At 65.8% G+C, this 18,661-nt stretch carries 16 protein-coding genes and 1 riboswitch; of the genes, 9 read left to right on the top strand and 7 right to left on the bottom strand.

Going from position 1 to position 18,661, the window contains the following annotated elements; translation table 11 throughout:
* Nucleotides 1-212: 212 nt before the first annotated feature.
* Both X566_RS11760 and X566_RS11755 read right to left on the bottom strand, forming a co-directional pair.
* Nucleotides 213-1,385, bottom strand: a complete 1,173-nt coding sequence (locus X566_RS11760; RefSeq protein ID WP_034466401.1) for a hypothetical protein — start codon at nt 1,383-1,385, stop codon at nt 213-215.
* A 125-nt stretch (nt 1,386-1,510) separates the two neighbouring features.
* The gene (locus X566_RS11755; protein WP_081740236.1) at nt 1,511-2,548 is read right to left on the bottom strand and encodes a tripartite tricarboxylate transporter substrate binding protein; all 1,038 of its coding nucleotides are present in this window, start codon (nt 2,546-2,548) and stop codon (nt 1,511-1,513) included.
* A gap of 591 nt (nt 2,549-3,139) precedes the next feature.
* Here X566_RS11755 and X566_RS11750 point away from each other — a divergent pair.
* Nucleotides 3,140-3,499, top strand: coding sequence for a hypothetical protein (locus tag X566_RS11750; RefSeq protein ID WP_244434727.1), 360 nt, complete (start codon nt 3,140-3,142; stop codon nt 3,497-3,499).
* A gap of 289 nt (nt 3,500-3,788) precedes the next feature.
* The gene (locus X566_RS11745; protein ID WP_034466399.1) at nt 3,789-4,082 is read left to right on the top strand and encodes a hypothetical protein; all 294 of its coding nucleotides are present in this window, start codon (nt 3,789-3,791) and stop codon (nt 4,080-4,082) included.
* A 67-nt stretch (nt 4,083-4,149) separates the two neighbouring features.
* On the opposite strand, the gene X566_RS11740 is transcribed toward X566_RS11745, so the two are convergent.
* Entirely contained in the window at nt 4,150-4,782 is a 633-nt protein-coding gene (locus X566_RS11740) for a CoA pyrophosphatase (protein ID WP_034468429.1), read from the bottom strand.
* Nucleotides 4,783-5,077: 295 nt separating this feature from the next.
* Between X566_RS11740 and X566_RS11735 the strand changes: the two genes are divergently transcribed.
* Entirely contained in the window at nt 5,078-5,305 is a 228-nt protein-coding gene (locus tag X566_RS11735) for a hypothetical protein (RefSeq protein ID WP_034466398.1), read from the top strand.
* A gap of 942 nt (nt 5,306-6,247) precedes the next feature.
* Here the strand turns inward: X566_RS11735 and X566_RS11730 are convergent.
* From X566_RS11730 to X566_RS11715, 4 genes are all read right to left on the bottom strand, one after another.
* Nucleotides 6,248-7,813 (bottom strand): caspase family protein, encoded by a 1,566-nt coding sequence (locus tag X566_RS11730; RefSeq protein WP_051444034.1) that lies wholly within the window; start codon nt 7,811-7,813, stop codon nt 6,248-6,250.
* Nucleotides 7,814-8,190: 377 nt separating this feature from the next.
* Nucleotides 8,191-10,050 (bottom strand): GGDEF domain-containing protein, encoded by a 1,860-nt coding sequence (locus tag X566_RS11725; RefSeq protein WP_051444033.1) that lies wholly within the window; start codon nt 10,048-10,050, stop codon nt 8,191-8,193.
* 291 nt (nt 10,051-10,341) lie between these two features.
* Complete coding sequence (locus X566_RS11720; protein ID WP_034466395.1) at nt 10,342-10,767, bottom strand: EamA family transporter; 426 nt, start codon at nt 10,765-10,767, stop codon at nt 10,342-10,344.
* A 213-nt stretch (nt 10,768-10,980) separates the two neighbouring features.
* A complete protein-coding gene (locus X566_RS11715; RefSeq protein ID WP_034466394.1) occupies nt 10,981-11,733 on the bottom strand; it encodes a helix-turn-helix domain-containing protein in 753 nt (250 codons plus the stop codon).
* Nucleotides 11,734-12,070: 337 nt separating this feature from the next.
* Here X566_RS11715 and leuA point away from each other — a divergent pair, with 337 nt between their 5' ends.
* The 6 genes from leuA to X566_RS11680 all read left to right on the top strand — a co-directional run bounded on the left by leuA (nt 12,071) and on the right by X566_RS11680 (nt 18,661).
* A complete protein-coding gene (gene leuA / locus X566_RS11705) occupies nt 12,071-13,738 on the top strand; it encodes a 2-isopropylmalate synthase (RefSeq protein ID WP_034468424.1) in 1,668 nt (555 codons plus the stop codon).
* A 514-nt stretch (nt 13,739-14,252) separates the two neighbouring features.
* A riboswitch (guanidine-I (ykkC/yxkD leader) is annotated at nt 14,253-14,363 on the top strand.
* A gap of 78 nt (nt 14,364-14,441) precedes the next feature.
* The gene (locus tag X566_RS11700) at nt 14,442-15,515 is read left to right on the top strand and encodes a putative urea ABC transporter substrate-binding protein (protein ID WP_034466387.1); all 1,074 of its coding nucleotides are present in this window, start codon (nt 14,442-14,444) and stop codon (nt 15,513-15,515) included.
* 29 nt (nt 15,516-15,544) lie between these two features.
* Nucleotides 15,545-16,363, top strand: a complete 819-nt coding sequence (locus X566_RS11695; RefSeq protein WP_034466385.1) for an ABC transporter permease — start codon at nt 15,545-15,547, stop codon at nt 16,361-16,363.
* Nucleotides 16,360-17,190 (top strand): ABC transporter ATP-binding protein, encoded by an 831-nt coding sequence (locus X566_RS11690; protein WP_034466382.1) that lies wholly within the window; start codon nt 16,360-16,362, stop codon nt 17,188-17,190. Before X566_RS11695 ends, X566_RS11690 begins: the two co-directional genes overlap by 4 nt.
* The gene (locus tag X566_RS11685; RefSeq protein ID WP_034466380.1) at nt 17,187-18,023 is read left to right on the top strand and encodes an urea amidolyase associated protein UAAP1; all 837 of its coding nucleotides are present in this window, start codon (nt 17,187-17,189) and stop codon (nt 18,021-18,023) included. The genes X566_RS11690 and X566_RS11685 overlap by 4 nt, the downstream gene beginning before the upstream one ends.
* Nucleotides 18,024-18,025: 2 nt before the next feature.
* Nucleotides 18,026-18,661 (top strand): urea amidolyase associated protein UAAP2, encoded by a 636-nt coding sequence (locus tag X566_RS11680; RefSeq protein ID WP_034468422.1) that lies wholly within the window; start codon nt 18,026-18,028, stop codon nt 18,659-18,661.

Genomic DNA, 18,661 nt, shown 5'->3' with positions numbered 1-18,661 from the left:
GGCGCGAGCAACGCTCGCGAGCCCGGAATCCATACGCCCTGCCTGAGTGAATCGTTCAAAGCGTGAGTTGACTGAGCCCGCATACAATCCGCGGACGCAGCGGTTATGGATTCCGGGCCCGCGCGATCTCAAATCGGCTGTGGCCGACTTGAGCATTTCGCGCGTCCCGGAATGACGCCGTGATCAATCCGCAATGTCAGATCAATCGCACCCTAAAACGACGCGGCAAGCTCGCGCGCGCCCGCCTCGCGGGAGCCCGCGTCCATGCGCTGGTCGGTGACGGCGAGCAACTTCGCCACCGTATTGTTGCGGATCGCCACCGTGTTGCGCTCATAGCCGCGGCGCTGAAAGAAGTTCGACGTCGGCACCCGGTCGCGCCACGCCTGCGGCATGGTGATGATGTCGAGGCCGTTGCCATCGCCCATCAGGTTCATCATCTGCATCTCCGCCGCGCTCAGCCGATCGCGATGGCCGCGCATGCGGGCGAAGCGGAACGAGCCGGTGAGCTTGCGCGCCTGCAGCAGCGGGCCGATATCGACATCGAGCAGCACCGCCTGCACGCCCCAGCCCTGCTGGGTTTCGCCGAGCTTCTCCTGCGCATTCCAGTCGGCCGGCACCATGCGGCTGAAGGCGACCATGCGGCGCAGCGCCGCGATCTTCGTCTGCATCGCCTCGCGCTGCTGACCGGGCAGCGCCTTCGCCTGCAGCAGGCGAACGACATCGTCGCCATAGTCGGCGAGCAGATGCATGGTGTAGGTGATCAGCAGCTGGTTGTAGCCGACCGCCGGTGACAACGGCTTGGCGCCGGGCCGGGCGTTGAGCAAGCCCGACTGCACGTCGTAGGTGCCGTTGCCGCCGGTCTCGAAGGCGTAGAGGCGGATGGCGATCTCGGGCGGCACACCCTCGGCGGTCAGCGCCTGCGCATAGGCCCGCTTGAACTCGGCCTCGCTCGCCGGCCGCTGCGGCACGAACTGGAAGAAGCGCCGCGCTGAATCCAGCATCTCCGGGATCGTCGGCACATACTTCTTGTCGCGTGGCTGCGGCGGCGGCTTGTTAGGCGCCGACGGATCAACCGGCCGCGGCGGCCCGGCATAGACCGGCGGCTGGGTCAGCACATAGTCGTCGAGGGTAACGTCCTGACCGGCGCGCCGCTTGGCGCTGCGCGCCTGCCGCTTCTCGACCACCGCGCGCCAATAAGCGTGCGCTTCGCTCTCGTAGCTCTGCGAGGCGAGCGTGTAGTCGCGCAAGCGTCGGTGATAATCGGCCATCGCCTCGGCACTGGGCGCGGACGTGCCCGCAGGCGGCGCCCCCTGCGCTTGAGCGAAAGCCGCGACTGGCAGGAACGGCAGCGCGAGCAACGCCAGCCGCAAGCAACGTGTCTTCAAAATCGGTCCTCGCCCCCGGCAGCATGCCGTGCGCTGCGCTATCGCAACCAATTCCGGCTCAATTATGCGCAGCGCCCGACAACGGGCGTCCGTTATCGCCCCTCATTCACTCTCAGTCACCCTTCTCAGTCGCCCTTGGCGCCGGAGGCCTTGACGATCTTCGACCACTTGGCCTCGTCGGTATCGATGAACGCCGCATACTCCTCCGGCGTCGATGGCGTGACGTTGGTGCCGTCGGCGACCAGACGCTTCTTCACGTCGTCCGAGTCCAGGGCTTCACGCAAAGCCGCGTTCAGCTTGTCGATGATCGGCCGCGGCGTGCCGGCCGGCGCCACCAGGCCATAATAGAGCGAGGCATCGAAGCCGGTGAGACCCGCCTCCGAAATCGTCGGCACGTCCGGCAACAGCGCGATGCGGGTGGTGCTGGTGACTGCGAGCGCCCGCAGCGTACCGCCGGAAATGTTCGAATGGGTTGCCGGAATCGGCGCGAACGCCATCGGGATATGGCCGCCGATCAGGTCGGTCAGCGCCGGGCCAGTGCCCTTGTAGGGAATGTGGATCAGCTTGATGCCGGCGGCGTTGGCGAAGTATTCGCCGGAGACGTGGCTCGCGGTGCCGACGCCGGCGGAGCCGAAGTTCACCTTGCCGGGGTTGGCCTTGGCGTAGGCGATCAGCTCGGCGACGGTCTTCGCCGGGAACGACGGATGCACCACCAGCGAATTCGGCGCGTTGCCGATCAGGCCGATCGGCGCGAAATCCTTGCGCGGGTCGTAGCCGGCATGGCTGTAGAGCGTCGGGCCGATCGCCAGCGTACCGGTGTAGCCGAGCGCGATGGTGTAACCATCCGGCGCGCTGCCGGCGACGGCCTTGGTGCCGATGGTGCCGCCGGCGCCGGGACGGTTGTCGATGATGACCTTCTGGCCGAGCGTCTCGCTCATGCGGTCCGCCACCGCACGGGCGACGATCGAGGTCGAGCCGCCGGGCGCGAACGCCACGACCATGGTGATCGGCCGGTCCGGATAGGACTGCGCCCGTGCCGGTGTCGCCGCAAACGGCACGACGGCGGCAACGATAGCGGCCGCGAACCATGTGACACGCAATCCCGGCTGCGGGCGGGACGCACGGGTCCGGGACCTGCGGGTGCGGAACGGAAGGCTGATCATCGGCGGTCCTCCACTGACCTTATCTGGTGCTTTCGCGCCGGACACCTGCCGCGCCTCCGGTTTGGAGGGTGCCGTGGTCCGCTGCGCGGAACGCGGTTCTATAAGCAAGCCGCGCATCGGCTAAAGAGAGGAAATCGCGGCACAATTCAACCGCAACGTCGCAAACCGGACATCGTCGCCGCGGCCCGGCAGGGCCGACCGATCGGTTAAGCTTGATGCTTTACGTTAAGACTCGGTTTGCTTTGACGGTTCATGCATACCGGCCGAAAACGGCATTCCGGGTTCGGGTCCATGTGAGTATGCGTCGTGGATCCGGCGTAACGCCCGGGGGGCCGTCGGCGGGTTGCCCGTCGGCGGCCTCTTTCTGAACGGCGGCTGAAGCCCGCGGCACGCCTGCGGTTTACGCAGAGCTTCATGCTTGTGCAGCGCCTCGAAGTCGCCCCATTTGCCCTTAATGGACAGGAATGTCATTCCGTTCGATCGAAACCGGACATTGCCGTTTGGGCGCCGGACCCGATGACGCGAACCTCCAGACGACGGGACTGATCGCGCTTCCCACGCTTCCGCGCGTGATTTGAGAAGGACGTTATTGTGTTGAAGATCACCAAGAGCCGCCTGGCCATCGTGGCCATCGCGAGCGGCCTCGCCCTCGCCGCCGGCACCTCGGCCAAGGCGTCGTTCGACGGCGCCTGGACCGTCAGCATCGTCACCACCAAGGGTACGTGCGAGACCGGCGTGGCGCTGCCGATCCAGATCAATGCTGGCCGCATCGCTTCCAGCATGTCGGAAGTTGGTGTGACCGGCCGCGTTGCCGATCATGGCGGCATCACCGTGACCGTGATCCAGGGCATCAAGCGCGCGTTCGGCATCGGCAAGCTCGCCGAGGCATCCGGCTCCGGCACCTGGCGCGGCGGCCCGTGCTCGGGCACCTGGACCGCACAGAAGATCTAAGAGCCTTGCGCAATCGCTGGCCGACATCGCGCCGGCGACAGCACTCAGCAGACGACTTAACGAACGAAAGCGCCGTTGCCCAGCAGCGGCGCTTTCGTCATGTGCGGCAGATCGCGCGGTCGTTCAGCGACCGACGGCTCATCTGCGGCAAAGCGTCGTCGCCCGGTATTTGGCGCTGGCCGAGACGTGTCCGGGCCGCATGGCTCGAACGCCAAGCGCCTGACTGATACCGAAGTCCGGTCATAATTTGGAACGATTGCGCGAACCGAATGTTGGCTTGGGGCGTCGTATGAATGCAACGCTGAAAGCCGATGGTCCGACCATGACGATTTGGTTCTGGCTCACCGCCGCGTCCCTCTCCGCCGTGCTCTGCGCCGGCGTTGCGGGCTGTCTCGCCTACGTCACGATCTCGCTGCATCGCGGTGCGCCGTTGCTCGCATCGCGGCGTAAGACGCAACCACTCGCCGCCTTCCTGATTCCGGCCCGGCGCACACCGCCGTCACGCCGCTTCCGGATGCGCACGAGCCTTGCACTGTCACGGATGCATCCCGGCCTGCAGCCGGCTTACGTGCGGGTTCGATAGAGTGCGAGTTCTATAAGAGTGCGCGTACGATAGAGTATGATCTACGCGTGTTGCCGGACTGCTCCGCTCAGCGCCAGGCGAACACGGGCTGCTCGAACTCGGCCACGCGCGTCAGCCGCCCCACCAGCATCTCGCGGAACTGATAGATCATCGCCGCGGTCGGCGCGTTGACATGGTTGCCGTTGATCAGGATGCGCACGATCGGCCGATCGCTCTCGGGGATCGACGCGAAGCTCACCACATGCTCGGGCGTGATGTCCTTCAGCGGAATCCGATGCACGGAGGCGACCTCATCCGGATTCGGCTGCAGGGCCGCACCGCGTCCGGCCCAGACGACGACCGGCGTGATCAGATAACCCGAGCGGGTCGGATAGTCGTCCAACAGACCGAGCACCGCATCGGCGCCGAGGCGCAATCCGACCTCCTCCTCAAGTTCGCGCAACGCCGCTTGCGCGACCGTCTCGCCGGCATCGCAGCGACCGCCGGGCAGCGCCCACTGGCCGCCATGGGCGCGCAGCTTGTCGGTCCGCCGCGTCAGCAGGAACGCGGCCTCCCCCGCATCCACCTCGGCCTCGACCAGCGCGATGGCGACTGCCGCACGCTTCAGCGGACGATGCGCCTCGCCCTCGGGCAGGCGGACGAAGGACGCGCAAAGCGCGGTAACCTCGCGCCGGTAGCGATCATCGAACGGATAGTTCATGTCATCTGACGTACCGCAACCGACCCGTTGTTGGAACGGCGGCGATGGAACGCGGCTGCGGCGAAAATGAATGACGCCGATGAGCGCCACCTGGGCCAGGTCCCGCAGACGGAGGACCAGGCAGACGACGTTATCCTTCTGTTCAAGGTTTTCCCTGATCCTCATCATCCCGGTCCGGAACGAGGACCGGTGCCCAGATTCCGCCGCCGTCCGCGCATGCGGATGCCCCATAGGCTTGGTGAATCAAGGCCTCCGGGCGGAACCGAACGTCGCAAACCTTCGTTGAGGCGCTGTCATGACCGAGATCACGTTGAACAGGGGCACCATGGACATCCAGCAGCTTTCGACCCACGGACTGCTGATGCTCTATCAAGCCGTCAAGCTCGCACTCGACGAGGACGACGGCAATCCGGACCTGCGGCCGTTCCAGGTGCGCGAGAATTCCGACTGGCGGATGTGGTCCGACCAGATCGCCGACGAACTCGACCATCGCGGCGCCCACTACGCCCGCATCGAGTGGTGACGGTGGTCTACAGCCGCATCCATGCCAGGCACACACGTCCCAAGCATACATATCGCGGGCATTAAGCTTCTGCTTGCCTTACTTTAAAAGCAGCGCGCATCGCCTGCTTCCGTTGTTTGCAGGCATTGTCTCGGCCGCTACGGTGAAGCCCCAGCCGGCAGGGCGGCTCACATCATGGCTCCACGGAGCGGACCTTCGGCGGCGCTGACGCTCTCTCCGCGCGCCGTCGGCGCTGTCGTCATCGTTCTCTTGCTGTTCCGCGGCTGGCTCTATCTGGCACGGCCTGACTACAAATACCGGCTCACCATCCATGGAGACGCCGGACGGCATCAAATCCGCATCCGGTGTCTATGCCGTTCACTTAAGCAAGGACCCGCCTTTGCTGCCCGGCGACGGGTCGATCGGCGTCAGAGGAGATGCGATCTTTATCGATTTGGACCAAGACCATAAGCTTTTGTAACACTGGCCCGCGGCAACAATGCGGAGACAACGGACGGCAGTATATCTGGTCGAGAACGCACTCGCCGCCATCGGTCGCAAGGCGCCATTTGAGAAGATCAAAAGCTTGACGGATACGGTGCCTGTCAGAGGCAATCTGATTCCGACACTTGTCACTTTCTCCGATTTAAAGAATCCAAAGACAGCGCAAATTGTACGGCCGGATGATCTGCAGTCGGTCTTTGATAAGGGCTATCGGACTCACGACCTTTCGCTCACGCTGATCCCAGTTGGTCTCTGGCCATTTGACTTCGGCGGGCCACTTGGTGAGCCGGTGACACGCGGCATCGACCGGCAGCTATCCTGGGTCAACAACGTCTCAAACTATTTGAGCGGCCGTGTTAGCTGCGATCCACAAAGAGGCGAGTCCTGTCTTCAGGCAGTCCATTTTCGAAGATAGCTGACATGCCTCCGAAATGAACTCACGTAGCTGATCTTCTTCCCTCAGCGATAGTCGTAGCGCTGCGAACCCGTCGGCGGACGAGGGCCGCCGGGATACCGGCTGCCGGATTGATAGCCGCCCGGCCGGTAACCGCCAGGTCGATAGCCACCGGGCCGATAACCGCCACCACCGATGACGATGCCTCCCCCAATGATCGGCGGCGGCACCACCACGCGCGGCGGCGGCGCATAAACCACATCATCGTCGGTCGGCGGCCGCACGCGCCGCGGCGGAGGCGGAGGTGGCACAGCCGCGCGCTTCACCGGCTTCGGCTTGAGTTTCGGCTCGGGCTCGGACCGCTCGACCCGCGTCCTCACCGGCTGCTTCGGCTGCTTCGGCGCGATGTTGCAGGGGCACGCCGCCGGCGCGCTCGCCACATTGACCGGAACCGGCGTCGCATTGACCGGCACCGCTCCCGGCAGCACCGCCGCATTCGCATTCAGCGAGCGGTTGCGCACGCGCTCCTCGAGCTTGCGCGCGGTGGCGGCGAGATCGCTGCCCGGATAAGCGGCGACGAACGCGCGATAAGATGCGGGCGTGTTGATGAGGGTCGCCTCGTTCCAGGCCAGCATTTCCTTGCGACGATCGAGCAGCGTGCGAGCGCGCGCAGCAAACGGCGATTCGCCAAACAGCACGACGAACGCCTCGTAGGCTTCGATCGAATTCTCCGTCAGCACCAGATCGTAGGCGGCCGACGGCTGCTTGCCCTGCAGCTCACGCTTCCAGTCATCGATCGAGCGCGTCACGGCGGACTTCGGCGCCGAAGCGGCCGCACCGGCAGCGGTTGCCTGCGCTGCGTCCGCAGCGGTGAAGAAACGGAAGTCGCCGGTCAGCGACGAGCTCTCCCACGGCACCTGCCGGCCTTGCGTCGCCTCGTTCACCGCCACGCGCACGCGCTTGAACGCATCCTCGATCGACAGGCCCGGCTCGCGCGCCACATTGAGCACCGCGGCGGTATACGGGCTGTTGGCGCCGGAGCCGTCCTCGGCCTCGGATCCAGGCGAGGTGGAATAGGAGATGAAGGTACCCGGCGCGCCGGACTTGGTATCGACCATGGCGAGCCCGCGCCCCGTCGACTGGCTGATCGCCGGGAACGGGTTGTTGCGGCAGGCATCGAGCATGACGATACGCGCCTTGTTCGGCACCGAATTCAGCGTGTTCAACACATCGTTCAGCCGCACCGCCTGCAGCGGAATATCGGCCTCGCGCTTCGGATCGACATCGACGGGAACGATGAAGTTTTCGCCATCGACCTGGATGCCGTGGCCCGCATAGAACACCAGCGCCACTGTATCCGGCCCCTTGGCCGCGAGCTTGCCGGCGAATTCGCCGATCGTCTTGCGCAGATCGTCCTGCGACAGGTCCGGCGCGTTCGTCACCTCGAAGCCGGCGGCGCCGAGCATCTCGCTCATCTTGCCGGCATCGTTCTGGGCGTTCGGCAGCGCCGGCACCGCGCGATAGGCCGAGTTGCCGATCACCAGCGCGACGCGGTTCTCGGCGAATGCGGGATGACTGGCGATCAGCGCCAGCAGGCTGACGGCGGCGGCCGCCTTCAAATGACGCAGCATGGGACTCTCCCTCCGGTCACGCCGGCTATCTATAGCAGCCCGTGCGGTCGGCAGCATGATCCGTATCGCCGCACGATCTGGTCTTGCAGAGGAGTCGCGGCAGGCCGCGGCTCAGTTCAAGCCGGCAGACATCCAGCCGCCGTGCCGTGCGCGATCAATGAACGGCAACGACCAGCAGCACCGCGATCAGCGCGACGACGCCGACGCATCCGATGACCAGGAAGCGCTGGGCCGAGATGTCGTGACCGGTCATGCTGCGCACGGGCGAACTCCTGAAATGACTGCCTCATGGACCAGCATGGGCGCACCGCCGCCGCATCACTGTGACTTGCCTCACACAGCACCATAGCCGGCGACATCGCTTGAGCTATCGCGTTCTAAAGCGACGCCAGCGATCGCCCGGAATCCTGATCATGCTCCGCATCGAGCGGCGTCATTGGCGGAACCAGATGGATCGTCTCGGCCACCCGCACGCGGTTGCGGCCTTCCGACTTCGCCCGGTAGAGCGCGGCATCGGCGGCCTCGATCAAGCGCGGCCACGACGCGCGGCCGAGATGACCGGTGGCGACGCCGAAGCTCGCGGTGATCCGCAGCTCGTGGCCGCTGGTCAGCGCGAATGGGCCGGTCTGCAGCACGTAGCGAACGCGCTTGGCCAGCGCGACCGCGGCGGCGAAATCGCCATCTGGAATCAGGATCGCGAACTCCTCGCCGCCGAACCGGGCGAAGATATCGCTGGCCCGCAGCATCGCGCCGACGCGCTGCACGCACTCCTTCAGCACCCGGTCGCCTTCGAGATGGCCGTAGCCGTCGTTGATGGTCTTGAAATGGTCGATGTCCATCAAGATCAAGCAGGCCCTGCCATCGCCGGCTGTGCCGGCACGGTTCTCGCCGACGAGGTCCAGCATCCGCCGGTTGAGCAGGCCGGTCAGCCCGTCGGTTTCCGCCAGTTGGCGCAGATGCTGCGTCAGCGAATCGCGCTCGGCGAGGTTGTCGCGCAGCGCGCTGATCGCCTCGAACAGACGGCGGATCTCGGGCGCGTGTTGCACGACGCGGCCGGATGCGACAGCGCCGGCGGTGGTCAATCCGACCACCTCGTTGTGGGCCTGCAGCAGCGGATTGAAGATGAACCGCTGCGCGGCGAGGATCAGCCCGAGCAACGTCGCGACGAACAGCGCGGTGATGCCGATCGTGCCGCCCAGCATCGTCAGCGCCTTGCTGCGGACCTCGTTCAGCTCATCCACCGTGAGATCGAGGAAGACCTTGCGCGCGCGCTCGAGCGGCTCGAGCGTCGGCACGAAGCGGTTCGTCAACTCCTCCGCCGTCATCGAATAATCACCGGACTTGCGTCCCTCGGCGATCAGCGCATCGACCATCGCCACACCGTCGCCGAAGAACTCGCGCTCGACGTCGCGCAGCGCCTCGGCAAAGCGGGGATGACGCAGGCCGAGCGCGCCCTGCACGCCGGCAAGATTCCACAGCTCGATCAACCGGCCGCGCGTCTGGTTGGCGGCGGCGAGATTCTTCACCGGCTGCGGCTCGCGCACCGCGATCGGCGCCATGATCTCCGACGCCAGCCGCCCGCCATACTCGCGCAGCTCGCCGAACATCCGGCTGGCCAGCACCTCACCCGCGAGATCCGGGTTCGAGATGGTGAGCTGCGCAGCCTTCCAGCGGATCACCGTCTGAAATGTATCGACCACCTGGAACATGTTCTCGATCACCGACTGCACGTCGGCGAGACTGCGCAAGGGCGGCGGCAGCGCCGCCACGCGATCGACCTCGCGCCGGGCGGCCACGAGCTGGTCGCGAACCGGCGTCAGCAGCGCGGCCGGGATCACCACCCCGGTCGTCTTCGAATGCGACATCGCAAACAGCGTGCCGAGCGCGGCATCGCTACGGGTTCGGAACAGGGCGAGGCGGGCGGCGAGCGGGCCTTCCGACTTCACCCCTTCGCCGAGCACGCTGTTGGAGGGACCACGCTCCGCCGACAGCAGGTTCGCGGTTTCCAGGATGAGACGAAAGCTCTCCAGCCCGATCAGATTGTCGCGCGCGCGCTGATAGTCGCCATAGGAGCGCACGATCACGCTCATGGCGAGAATCGCCGTGCAGGCTATCGCGATCACCGCGCCGACCAGGAGTTTCTGGCGCACGCCATGGTCGCGTTCGCCCGGCGCGCAGCGGAAGCCGCCGCACAGCCGTCGCAGACGCTGCCAGACATCACCGAACCGCGCGGTCAATCCTGCACACCCCGATCACACCGGCCCCACACCGGTCCGTTTGAATGTTCGCCGCATCAACCAAGCCAGGGCGAGCCGCAACAGCATCGTCACGGCCCGCTCTCGATCGCATGGGGTGCTTGCCGATCGGTGAACGTAATCAGTTAAGATTGCAGCGTTCGGCCGCGAGCTGTGGAGAACCGGACGCAGAGTTGAGAAAGCCCGAACATCGCATACGGAATCCGGCAACATCCGGTGCCTACCAGCGGACCGGCCGAGCAAAGCGGCCGAATCAGAATGGCGATTCGGGACTCAGGGCTTCACTGCGACGAGAATCGCGCCCGATGCGATCAGCGCCACGCCGATCGAATTCGGAACGGACAGCTTCTCGCCGAGAAACACCACGCCGAACACCGCCACCAGCACCACGCTCAGCTTGTCGATCGGTGCAACCTGCGATGCATGACCGAGCTTTAGCGCGCGGAAGTAGCAAAGCCACGACGCGCCCGTCGCCAAACCGGACAGGCCGAGGAAGACGTAGGTCCGGCCCGAGATCGAGCCCAGCGAACGGAATTCGCCAAGGCTGGCCAGAATAGCCGCCAGCACCACGAGGATGACGATCGTGCGGAGGAAGGTCGCGAAATCGGGATTGATGTCCTCGACCCCGACCTTGGCGAAGATCGCCGTCAGAGCGGCAAAAGCCGCCGACAGCAGCGCCCAGGTTTGCCAGTTGCTCATGGCCAGTTGCTCATGTCTTCCTCGCGCACGCGACGATGATCGCACAAGGTGGACGCAAGATCCCGCCGCAGACAAGCCGTCAGAGCATTTTCGGTTCTGATGGCATCAGAGCCGAAGCTCTCAGGTCTTGTCGTGGCACGCCTTCTCCGCGCGATCCAGTGCCCATCCCGGGTCAGGTCCAGCACAGGCCTTCGCTCGACAACGCGGTCATGGTCAGCGCGCGAAATATTCGCTCGGAGCCTTGCCGAGGGCGCGGCGGAACGCGGCCGCGAACGCGCTCGGACTTTGATAGCCACAGTCGAGCGCCACGCTGAGGATCGAATGCCCCTGCGCGAGCCGCAGCTGCGCGTCCAGAAGCCGCGCCTGCTGATGCCAGCGGCCAAACGTCATGCCGGTTTCGCGCAGGAACAGGCGCATGAAGCTGCGGCGGCTGACGCCGAGCCGCGCTGCGGCCTCCTCCAGCACCACCGCATGCGCCGGATCAGCCTGCACCGCCGCGCAGAAGGCGGCGAGCCGCGGGTGGCGCGGCATCGGCAGGCTGAGCGGCTGCACCGGCAGGATCGTCAGTTCGTCGAGCAACAGCAGCGACAGCCGCAAGGCATAGGCCGCATGCTCAGGACGGCCGTCGATGGACGCCAGTCGCACGATCATTTCGCGCAGCAGCGGCGAAACCTCGACCACGCAGCAATCATCCGGCAGCCGCCGCTCCGCTCCGGCCGCGACGAACAGCGCCCGGAACTTGATCGGACCGCTGCTCGCGGTGATGTGCTCCACGCCGGCGGGCACCCACACCGCCCGGTTTGGCGGCACCACCCAGACGCCACGGTCGGTCGCGACCGTAAACACGCCGCTGACCGCATAGAGCAACTGAGCCTCGGCATGGCTATGGCGCTGCCCCGGCAATGCCTGGTCGTCCACCGCCAGCAGCGTCACCGGATTCAGCGCCGGTGCGGGAGTTGCCTGCATCGTTCGATCCCTCTGGCATGCGTCGGCATGCAAACCGTGAATTTGACCCTTTTTCGACGAAAAATGGCACCCTTGCGCGAGAAGGTCAGATTTGGCAGGGTTATAGTCAGGCCATCTCATTCAAGAAAGCCGTTCTCGGAAATTCCGTGTCCCGATCGCTCACCCTCGCCGTTTCGCTGCCGTCGCCCGCCCGGGCGCGCACGGATTCGGCTGCGATCGCGATGCGGCTTGCGCTCTCGCTGCGACTTACCGGCGGCCGCCGAGGCTAACGGCAGTCCGGCGGCCGTATCTGCCGTGTTCAACCCTGACGAACACCTCAGACGCACGGATGCGCATCATGTTGACCAACCCTGAAACCAAGTATCGCCCCTTTGTCTCTCCCGTCGCCATGCCTGATCGGCAATGGCCCACCCGGCAGATCACCACAGCGCCGCGCTGGCTCTCCACCGACCTGCGCGACGGCAACCAGTCGCTGGCCGACCCGATGGACGTCGAGAAGAAGCTGCGCTTCTACAAGACGCTGGTCGGGGTCGGCTTCAAGGAGATCGAAGTCGCGTTTCCCTCCGCCTCGCAGACCGAGTTTGATTTCGTCCGCCGGCTGATCGACGACGCGCTGATCCCCGACGACGTCTCGATCCAGGTGATCACGCAATCGCGCGCCGACCTGATCGCGCGCACGTTCGAATCGTTGCAGGGGGCCAAGCAGGCGATCGTCCATCTCTACAACGCCACCGCGCCGCTGTTCCGCCGCGTCGTCTTCCAGATGAGCCAGCGCGAGATCGTCGATCTCGCCCGCGAAGGCGCCACCGCCATGCTGGAGGAAAGCCGCAAGCAGCCGGACACGCGCTGGACGTTCCAGTACTCGCCCGAGACGTTCTGCTTCACCGAGCCGGAGTTCGCGCTCGAGATCTGCGAGCGCGTGCTCGACATCTGGCAGCCGACGCCGGAGCATCCGGTCATTCTCAACCTGCCGGCCACCGTCGAGGTGGCGATGCCGAACGTCTATGCCGATCAGATCGAGTGGTTCTGCCGCCGCATCTCGCGCCGCGACAGCGTCATCATCAGCCTGCATCCGCATAACGACCGCGGCACGGCGGTCGCAGCGACCGAGCTCGCGTTGCTGGCCGGCGCCGATCGCGTCGAAGGCTGCCTGTTCGGCAACGGCGAACGCACCGGCAATGTCGATATCGTCACCTTGGCGTTGAACCTGTACACACAGGGGATCGATCCGAAGCTGTATTTCCCCGATATGCGCAGCGTCGTCCGCACGGTCGAGCACTGCAACGCCCTGCCGGTGCATCCGCGCCACCCTTACGCGGGCGAACTGGTGCACACCGCCTTCTCCGGCTCGCACCAGGACGCGATCCGCAAGGGCTTCGAGGCGCATCGCAGCCGCAACGACGGCGTCTGGGAAATGCCATATCTGCCGATCGATCCGGCCGACATCGGCGAGACCTACGAAGCCGTCATCCGCGTCAACAGCCAGTCCGGCAAGGGCGGCGTCGCCTGGGTGATCGAGCAGGATCAGGGATTGAAGCTGCCGCGCCATCTGCAGATCGACTTCAGCCGCCGCGTGCAGGAGGAAGCCGACCGCACCGGCAAGGAGATGACCGCCGAGATGATCTGGTCGATCTTCTGCAGCGCCTATCACCTGACCAGCCCGCAGCGGTTCGAGCTGGTCGATTACAAGACCGGCAGCCGCCGCGGCGACCAGCAGCGCACGTTCAGCGGCCAGGTGCGGGTGGACGGCCGCCTGCTCAGCATCAACGGCCGCGGCAACGGGCTGATCTCCAGCGCGCTGGCCGCACTCGCCGACAGTTGCGGGCTCGCGATCGACGTCGTCGATTACCACGAGCATGCGCTGAAGCACGGTTCGGACTCCAAGGCCGCTGCCTATCTCGAGTGCCGCACCGCCGACGGCCGTCGCGTGTTCGGCGTCGGCATCGACAGCGACGTCGCCACCGCCTCCGTCAAGGCCGTGCTCAGCGCCGCCTGCAGCGCCTGAGCAGCGGCAGGCCGTTCGCCATTCAGGAACCAGCACCGCGCACCCGCGGTGCTGACGGCAGAAGCCGAGCAAGGACGGCCGAAGCGGCACGGCGTACCGTTGCGAACGCCGCCCTTCGGCTGCCCGCTCCACCAGCATAGCCCGCGCACCAGCTGCAATTGTTCCGGCCATCGCGCCGCCTGCGATCTGGCGCGCATTATGCATGACCATCGCCGGGATAACAGGACGAGGTGCTGCGATGACGGTCTTCAGACGATTCCACTTGCGTGCGGTGCGAACCAACCTTCGCGTTGTTTTGTTTGCGTTCTTGAGCGCCCGCGCGCGCAGCCGCGGATGACGCGCACCGGCGATCGCTCCGATGCACGCGCGCCCGACGGCTGACCAAAATTTGAGCAGACTGCCCAAAGCGCATTCCAAGACGCGCGCCATCGGTCGGCGGAGAACCATCACGCCAGCAGAAATCCTTGCGGAATCAAGCGACGCGACGCTGGCACACAACCTGCATTCTTGTGTTCGAGTTAGCCGCTAGGGTTCCGGCCTCCTGCCAGGAGGCGCTGGTCCGAGAGCGACTGCTTGCGAGGGACAAATCCTCGCAGGTGCACGGCGGGACAAAAGCCCGGGAGACCTCGTCAAACCAAGGGATTGGTGGCGCGATGGTCCATGCACCAATCCCTTTCGCGAAGCCGCAGAAGGGGATTTTGAAATGAGACGTCTCACATCGATAGCCGCACTGGCCTGCGCCGTCCTGCTGCTTGGCGCCGCGACGGCTGTGCCCGCCCACGCGCAGGCCAAGAAGAGCTTCAAGATCGCCTGGTCGATCTATGTCGGCTGGATGCCCTGGGGCTATGCCGCCGACACCGGCATCGTCAAGAAATGGGCCGACAAGTATGGCCTCACGATCGAGGTCAAGCAGTTCAATGACTATGTCGAGTCGGTCAACCAGTACACGGCGGGCGCCTTCGACGCCGTGACGATCACCAACATGGACGCGCTGTCGATCCCGGCCGCCGGCGGCGTCGACACCACGGCGATGATCGTCGGCGACTTCTCCAATGGCAACGACGCGGTGATCCTGAAGGGCAAGGGCGACCTTGCCGCCGTCAAGGGCCAGAAGGTCAACCTCGTCGAGTTCTCGGTCTCGCACTATCTGCTGGCCCGCGCGCTGGAAGGCGTCAAGCTCGCCGAGCGGGACGTGAAGGTGGTGAACACCTCGGACGCGGACATGGCCGGCGCCTACAAGACGCCCGACGTCACCGCCGTCGTCACCTGGAATCCGATCGTCGCCGAGATCCTCGCCAGCCCGGATGCCAAGAAGGTGTTCGATTCCTCGCAGATCCCCGGCGAGATCATGGACCTGATGGTCGTCAACACCGCGGTCCTGAAGGACAATCCGGACTTCGGCAAGGCGCTGGCGGGCATCTGGTACGAAACCCTCGCCAGGATGACCGGCACCGACGCCGCCGCCAAGGACGCCAAGGAGGCGATGGCCAAGGCCTCCGGCACCGACCTCGCGGGCTTCGAGAGCCAGCTCGCCTCCACCCGCCTGTTCTCCAAGGCCGCTGAAGCGGAGGCGTTCACCAAGAGCGCGACCATCGGCACCACCATGGACCGCGTGCGCAAATTCCTGTTCGAGAAGGGCCTGCTCGGCAAGGACGCGAAGTCCGCCGATGTCGTCGGCATCGAACTCGCCGACAAGAGCGTGCTCGGCGACAAGGCCAATATCAAGCTGCGCTTCGACGCGACCTACATGGACGCCGCCGCCAAGGGCAAGCTCTGAGCGCGGCATACCAAGCAGGGACCGTCCGCATGCGTTTCATGAATCTCAGGCCCGGCCGGGCCACGGGCATCTACCTGGCCGCGCTTCCATTCGTGCTGCTGGCGGTCGCCTACTTCACCGGTTCGGCGATCCGCCTCGCCGAGAACCCGAACGACAAGCTGCTGCCGGCGCTGCCGAGCATGATCGACGCGGTCAAGCGCATGGCGTTCGAAACCGATGTACGCACCGGCAGCATCCTGATGCTGTCGGACACGCTGGCGAGCCTCGGTCGGCTCGGCTCGGCGCTCGCGATCTCGACCGGGCTCGCGCTGGTGCTCAGCGTCGTCATCGGCCTGCTGCCGAGCGCGAACGCGCTGTTGGCGCCGTTCGTCTCGGTCTCCTCGATGGTGCCGCCGCTGGCGCTGCTGCCGATCCTGTTCATCGTCATGGGGCTCGGCGAGAATTCCAAGATCGCGCTGATCGTGATCGGCACCCTGCCCTGCATGGTGCGCGATCTCGCCATGAGAGTGCTCGAGCTGCCGCGCGAGCAGCTGATCAAGGCGCAGACGCTGGGCGCATCGTCGTGGCTGGTGGCGATGCGCGTGGTGTTGCCGCAACTGCTGCCGCGACTGATCGACACCCTGCGGCTGCAGCTTGGACCGGCATGGCTGTTCCTGATCGCAGCCGAAGCGATCGCCTCCGACTCCGGTCTCGGCTACCGCATCTTCCTGGTGCGGCGCTATCTGTCGATGGACGTGATCATCCCGTACGTCATCTGGATCACCGTCCTCGCCTTCGCGATGGATGCCGCCTTGCGGCTGCTGCAGCGGAAAGCCTTCCCCTGGTTCGCCGCGGTGAGGCCCGCATGAGCGCGATCCGCATCGACAACGTCTGGAAGGAATACGACGACCACATCGTGCTCGAGCGCATCTCGCTCGACATCGCCCCGCGCGCGTTCATCGCCCTGGTCGGCCCCTCCGGCTGCGGCAAGACCACCTTCCTGCGCATGCTGCTCGGCGAGGAGACGCCGACGCGCGGGCAGATCCTGATCGACGGCGCGCCGCTGAAGCCGGAGCCCGATGCCGATCGCGGCGTCGTGTTCCAGCGCTACTCGGTGTTTCCACATCTCACCGTGTTGCAGAACGTGATGCTCGGCCGCGAGCTGCAGCAGTCGCGTCTGCTCGGCAAGCTGTTCGGCGCGGCCTATCGCAAGGCCCGCGACGAAGCGATGGCGCTGCTGGCCGAGGTCGGCCTCGCCGGCCACGAGAGCAAATATCCGGCGGCGCTGTCCGGCGGCATGCAGCAGCGGCTGGCGCTGGCGCAGGCGATCATGCGCGGGCCAAAGATCCTGTTGCTCGACGAGCCGTTCGGCGCGCTCGATCCCGGCATCCGCGCCGACATCCACGAGCTGATGAAGCGGCTCTGGCACGAGACCGAGCTGACCGTGGTGATGGTGACGCACGATCTCAGCGAGGCGTTCAGCCTCGCCACCCGCGTCATCGCCTTCGAACGCCACCGCAACCGCGCCGAGGAGCGCGAGCGTTACGGCGCGACCATCTCGCGCGATCTCGAAGTGTTTCCGCGGCGCGTCGCCAGCGCGCAGCACACCGCACACCGCTCTGGACGGGACGACCCGGCCGCGAGGGAGCACATGCCGGGACGACCCGGCACAGCGTCTCAGAGAGGTTGCCGATGATCCTGACCGAGGAGCAGAAGGCCGAAGTCGAAACCAACCGGAAGCGATACGAGGACCTGAAAGCCGCGGGCCAGCGCCATGCCCCGAAGGCGCTGCCGGCGCCGACACCGCGTGACGGCGCGCCGATCGCGGCGGCCTCGGTGATCCATCACGAGACGATTCCGGGCGGCTGGTACTGGACCACGCGGCTCGATCGCGGCGAGACACTGCGCATCGTCAATGCCAGCGGCAAATCCTGCGTCAGCCTGCTCGCATGGAACCGCCACGACGTCAGCGAACGGCTGAACTATGCGGACACCATCAAGGTGCAGTGGACCGCTGAGCTGCGCAAGGGCCGGGTGATCCTGTCCGACATGGGCCGCGTGCTGCTCTCGGTGGTCGAAGATACCGGCGGCGGCCACGACACGCTGGCCGGCGGCTCGACCGCGGCGACAACGGCGGCGCGCTATGGCGACGGCTTCCGCAACACCCGCGACAACTTCATCCTCGCCGCAGGCAAGCTCGGGCTGGCGCGACGCGACGTGCATCCCTGCATCAGCCTGTTCGCGCCGGTGAGCGTCGCGGCGGACGGGACATTCGCCTGGAACGGCGCCCGTCGCACCGCCGGCGACTTCATCGACCTGCGCGCGGAGATGGACCTGCTGATCACGCTCTCGAATTGCCCACACCCGCTCGACCCGGCAACCGACTATCCGTCCGACCCGGTCGAGGTGGTGCGCCATCGCAGCGCGCCCGCCGGCGAGAACGACCTGTGCCGCACGGCCTCGGCGGAGGCAATCCGCGCCTTCGAGAACAACGCGTTGCTGCTCGGCAGCACGGGAGGCGCCGCATGAGCATGCCCGCGATTCCCGCCTCCGCCCGCATCGTTCTCGACCAGGACATCCCCTCACGCGCGCCGTGGTCGGCGATCGTGAAGAAAGGCCAGACGCTGCGCATCATCGACAGCCACGGCCAGCAGGCGGTGGACACGCTGTTCTACAACGCGTCCGACCTGCAGGAGCGCTACAGCAGCCAGGATACCTTACGCGCGCAAGGCGCGGCCTATGTCAGCACTGGCACCGCCATCGTCTCCAACGAGGGCCGCACCATGCTGCGCATGACCGCCGACAGCTGCGGCCTGCACGACACCTCCGCCGGCGCCTGTTCCTGCGAGAGCAACACCGTGCGCTTCGGCCACCACACCCGCTACCAGCACGCCTGCCGCGAGAACTTCGTGATCGAGGCGATGAAGCACGGGCTCACCAAGCGCGACATCGTGCCGAACCTGAACTTCTTCATGAACGTGCCGATCGATCCGTCCGGCAACTTCACCGTGGTCGATGGCGTGTCGAAGCCCGGCGACTACGTGGAGATGGTCGCCGAGATGGACGTGCTGTGCCTGATCTCCAACTGCCCGCAGATCAACAACCCCTGCAACGGCTTCTTTCCGACGCCGATCCGGGTGGTGATCTATGACGCGCAGGAGGGCTGA

The sequence above is a fragment of the Afipia sp. P52-10 genome (assembly GCF_000516555.1).
Taxonomy (GTDB): Bacteria; Pseudomonadota; Alphaproteobacteria; order Rhizobiales; family Xanthobacteraceae; genus P52-10.
The sequence above is the reverse complement of the archived record's forward strand: the minus strand, read 5'-3'. Positions and strand labels throughout refer to the sequence as shown.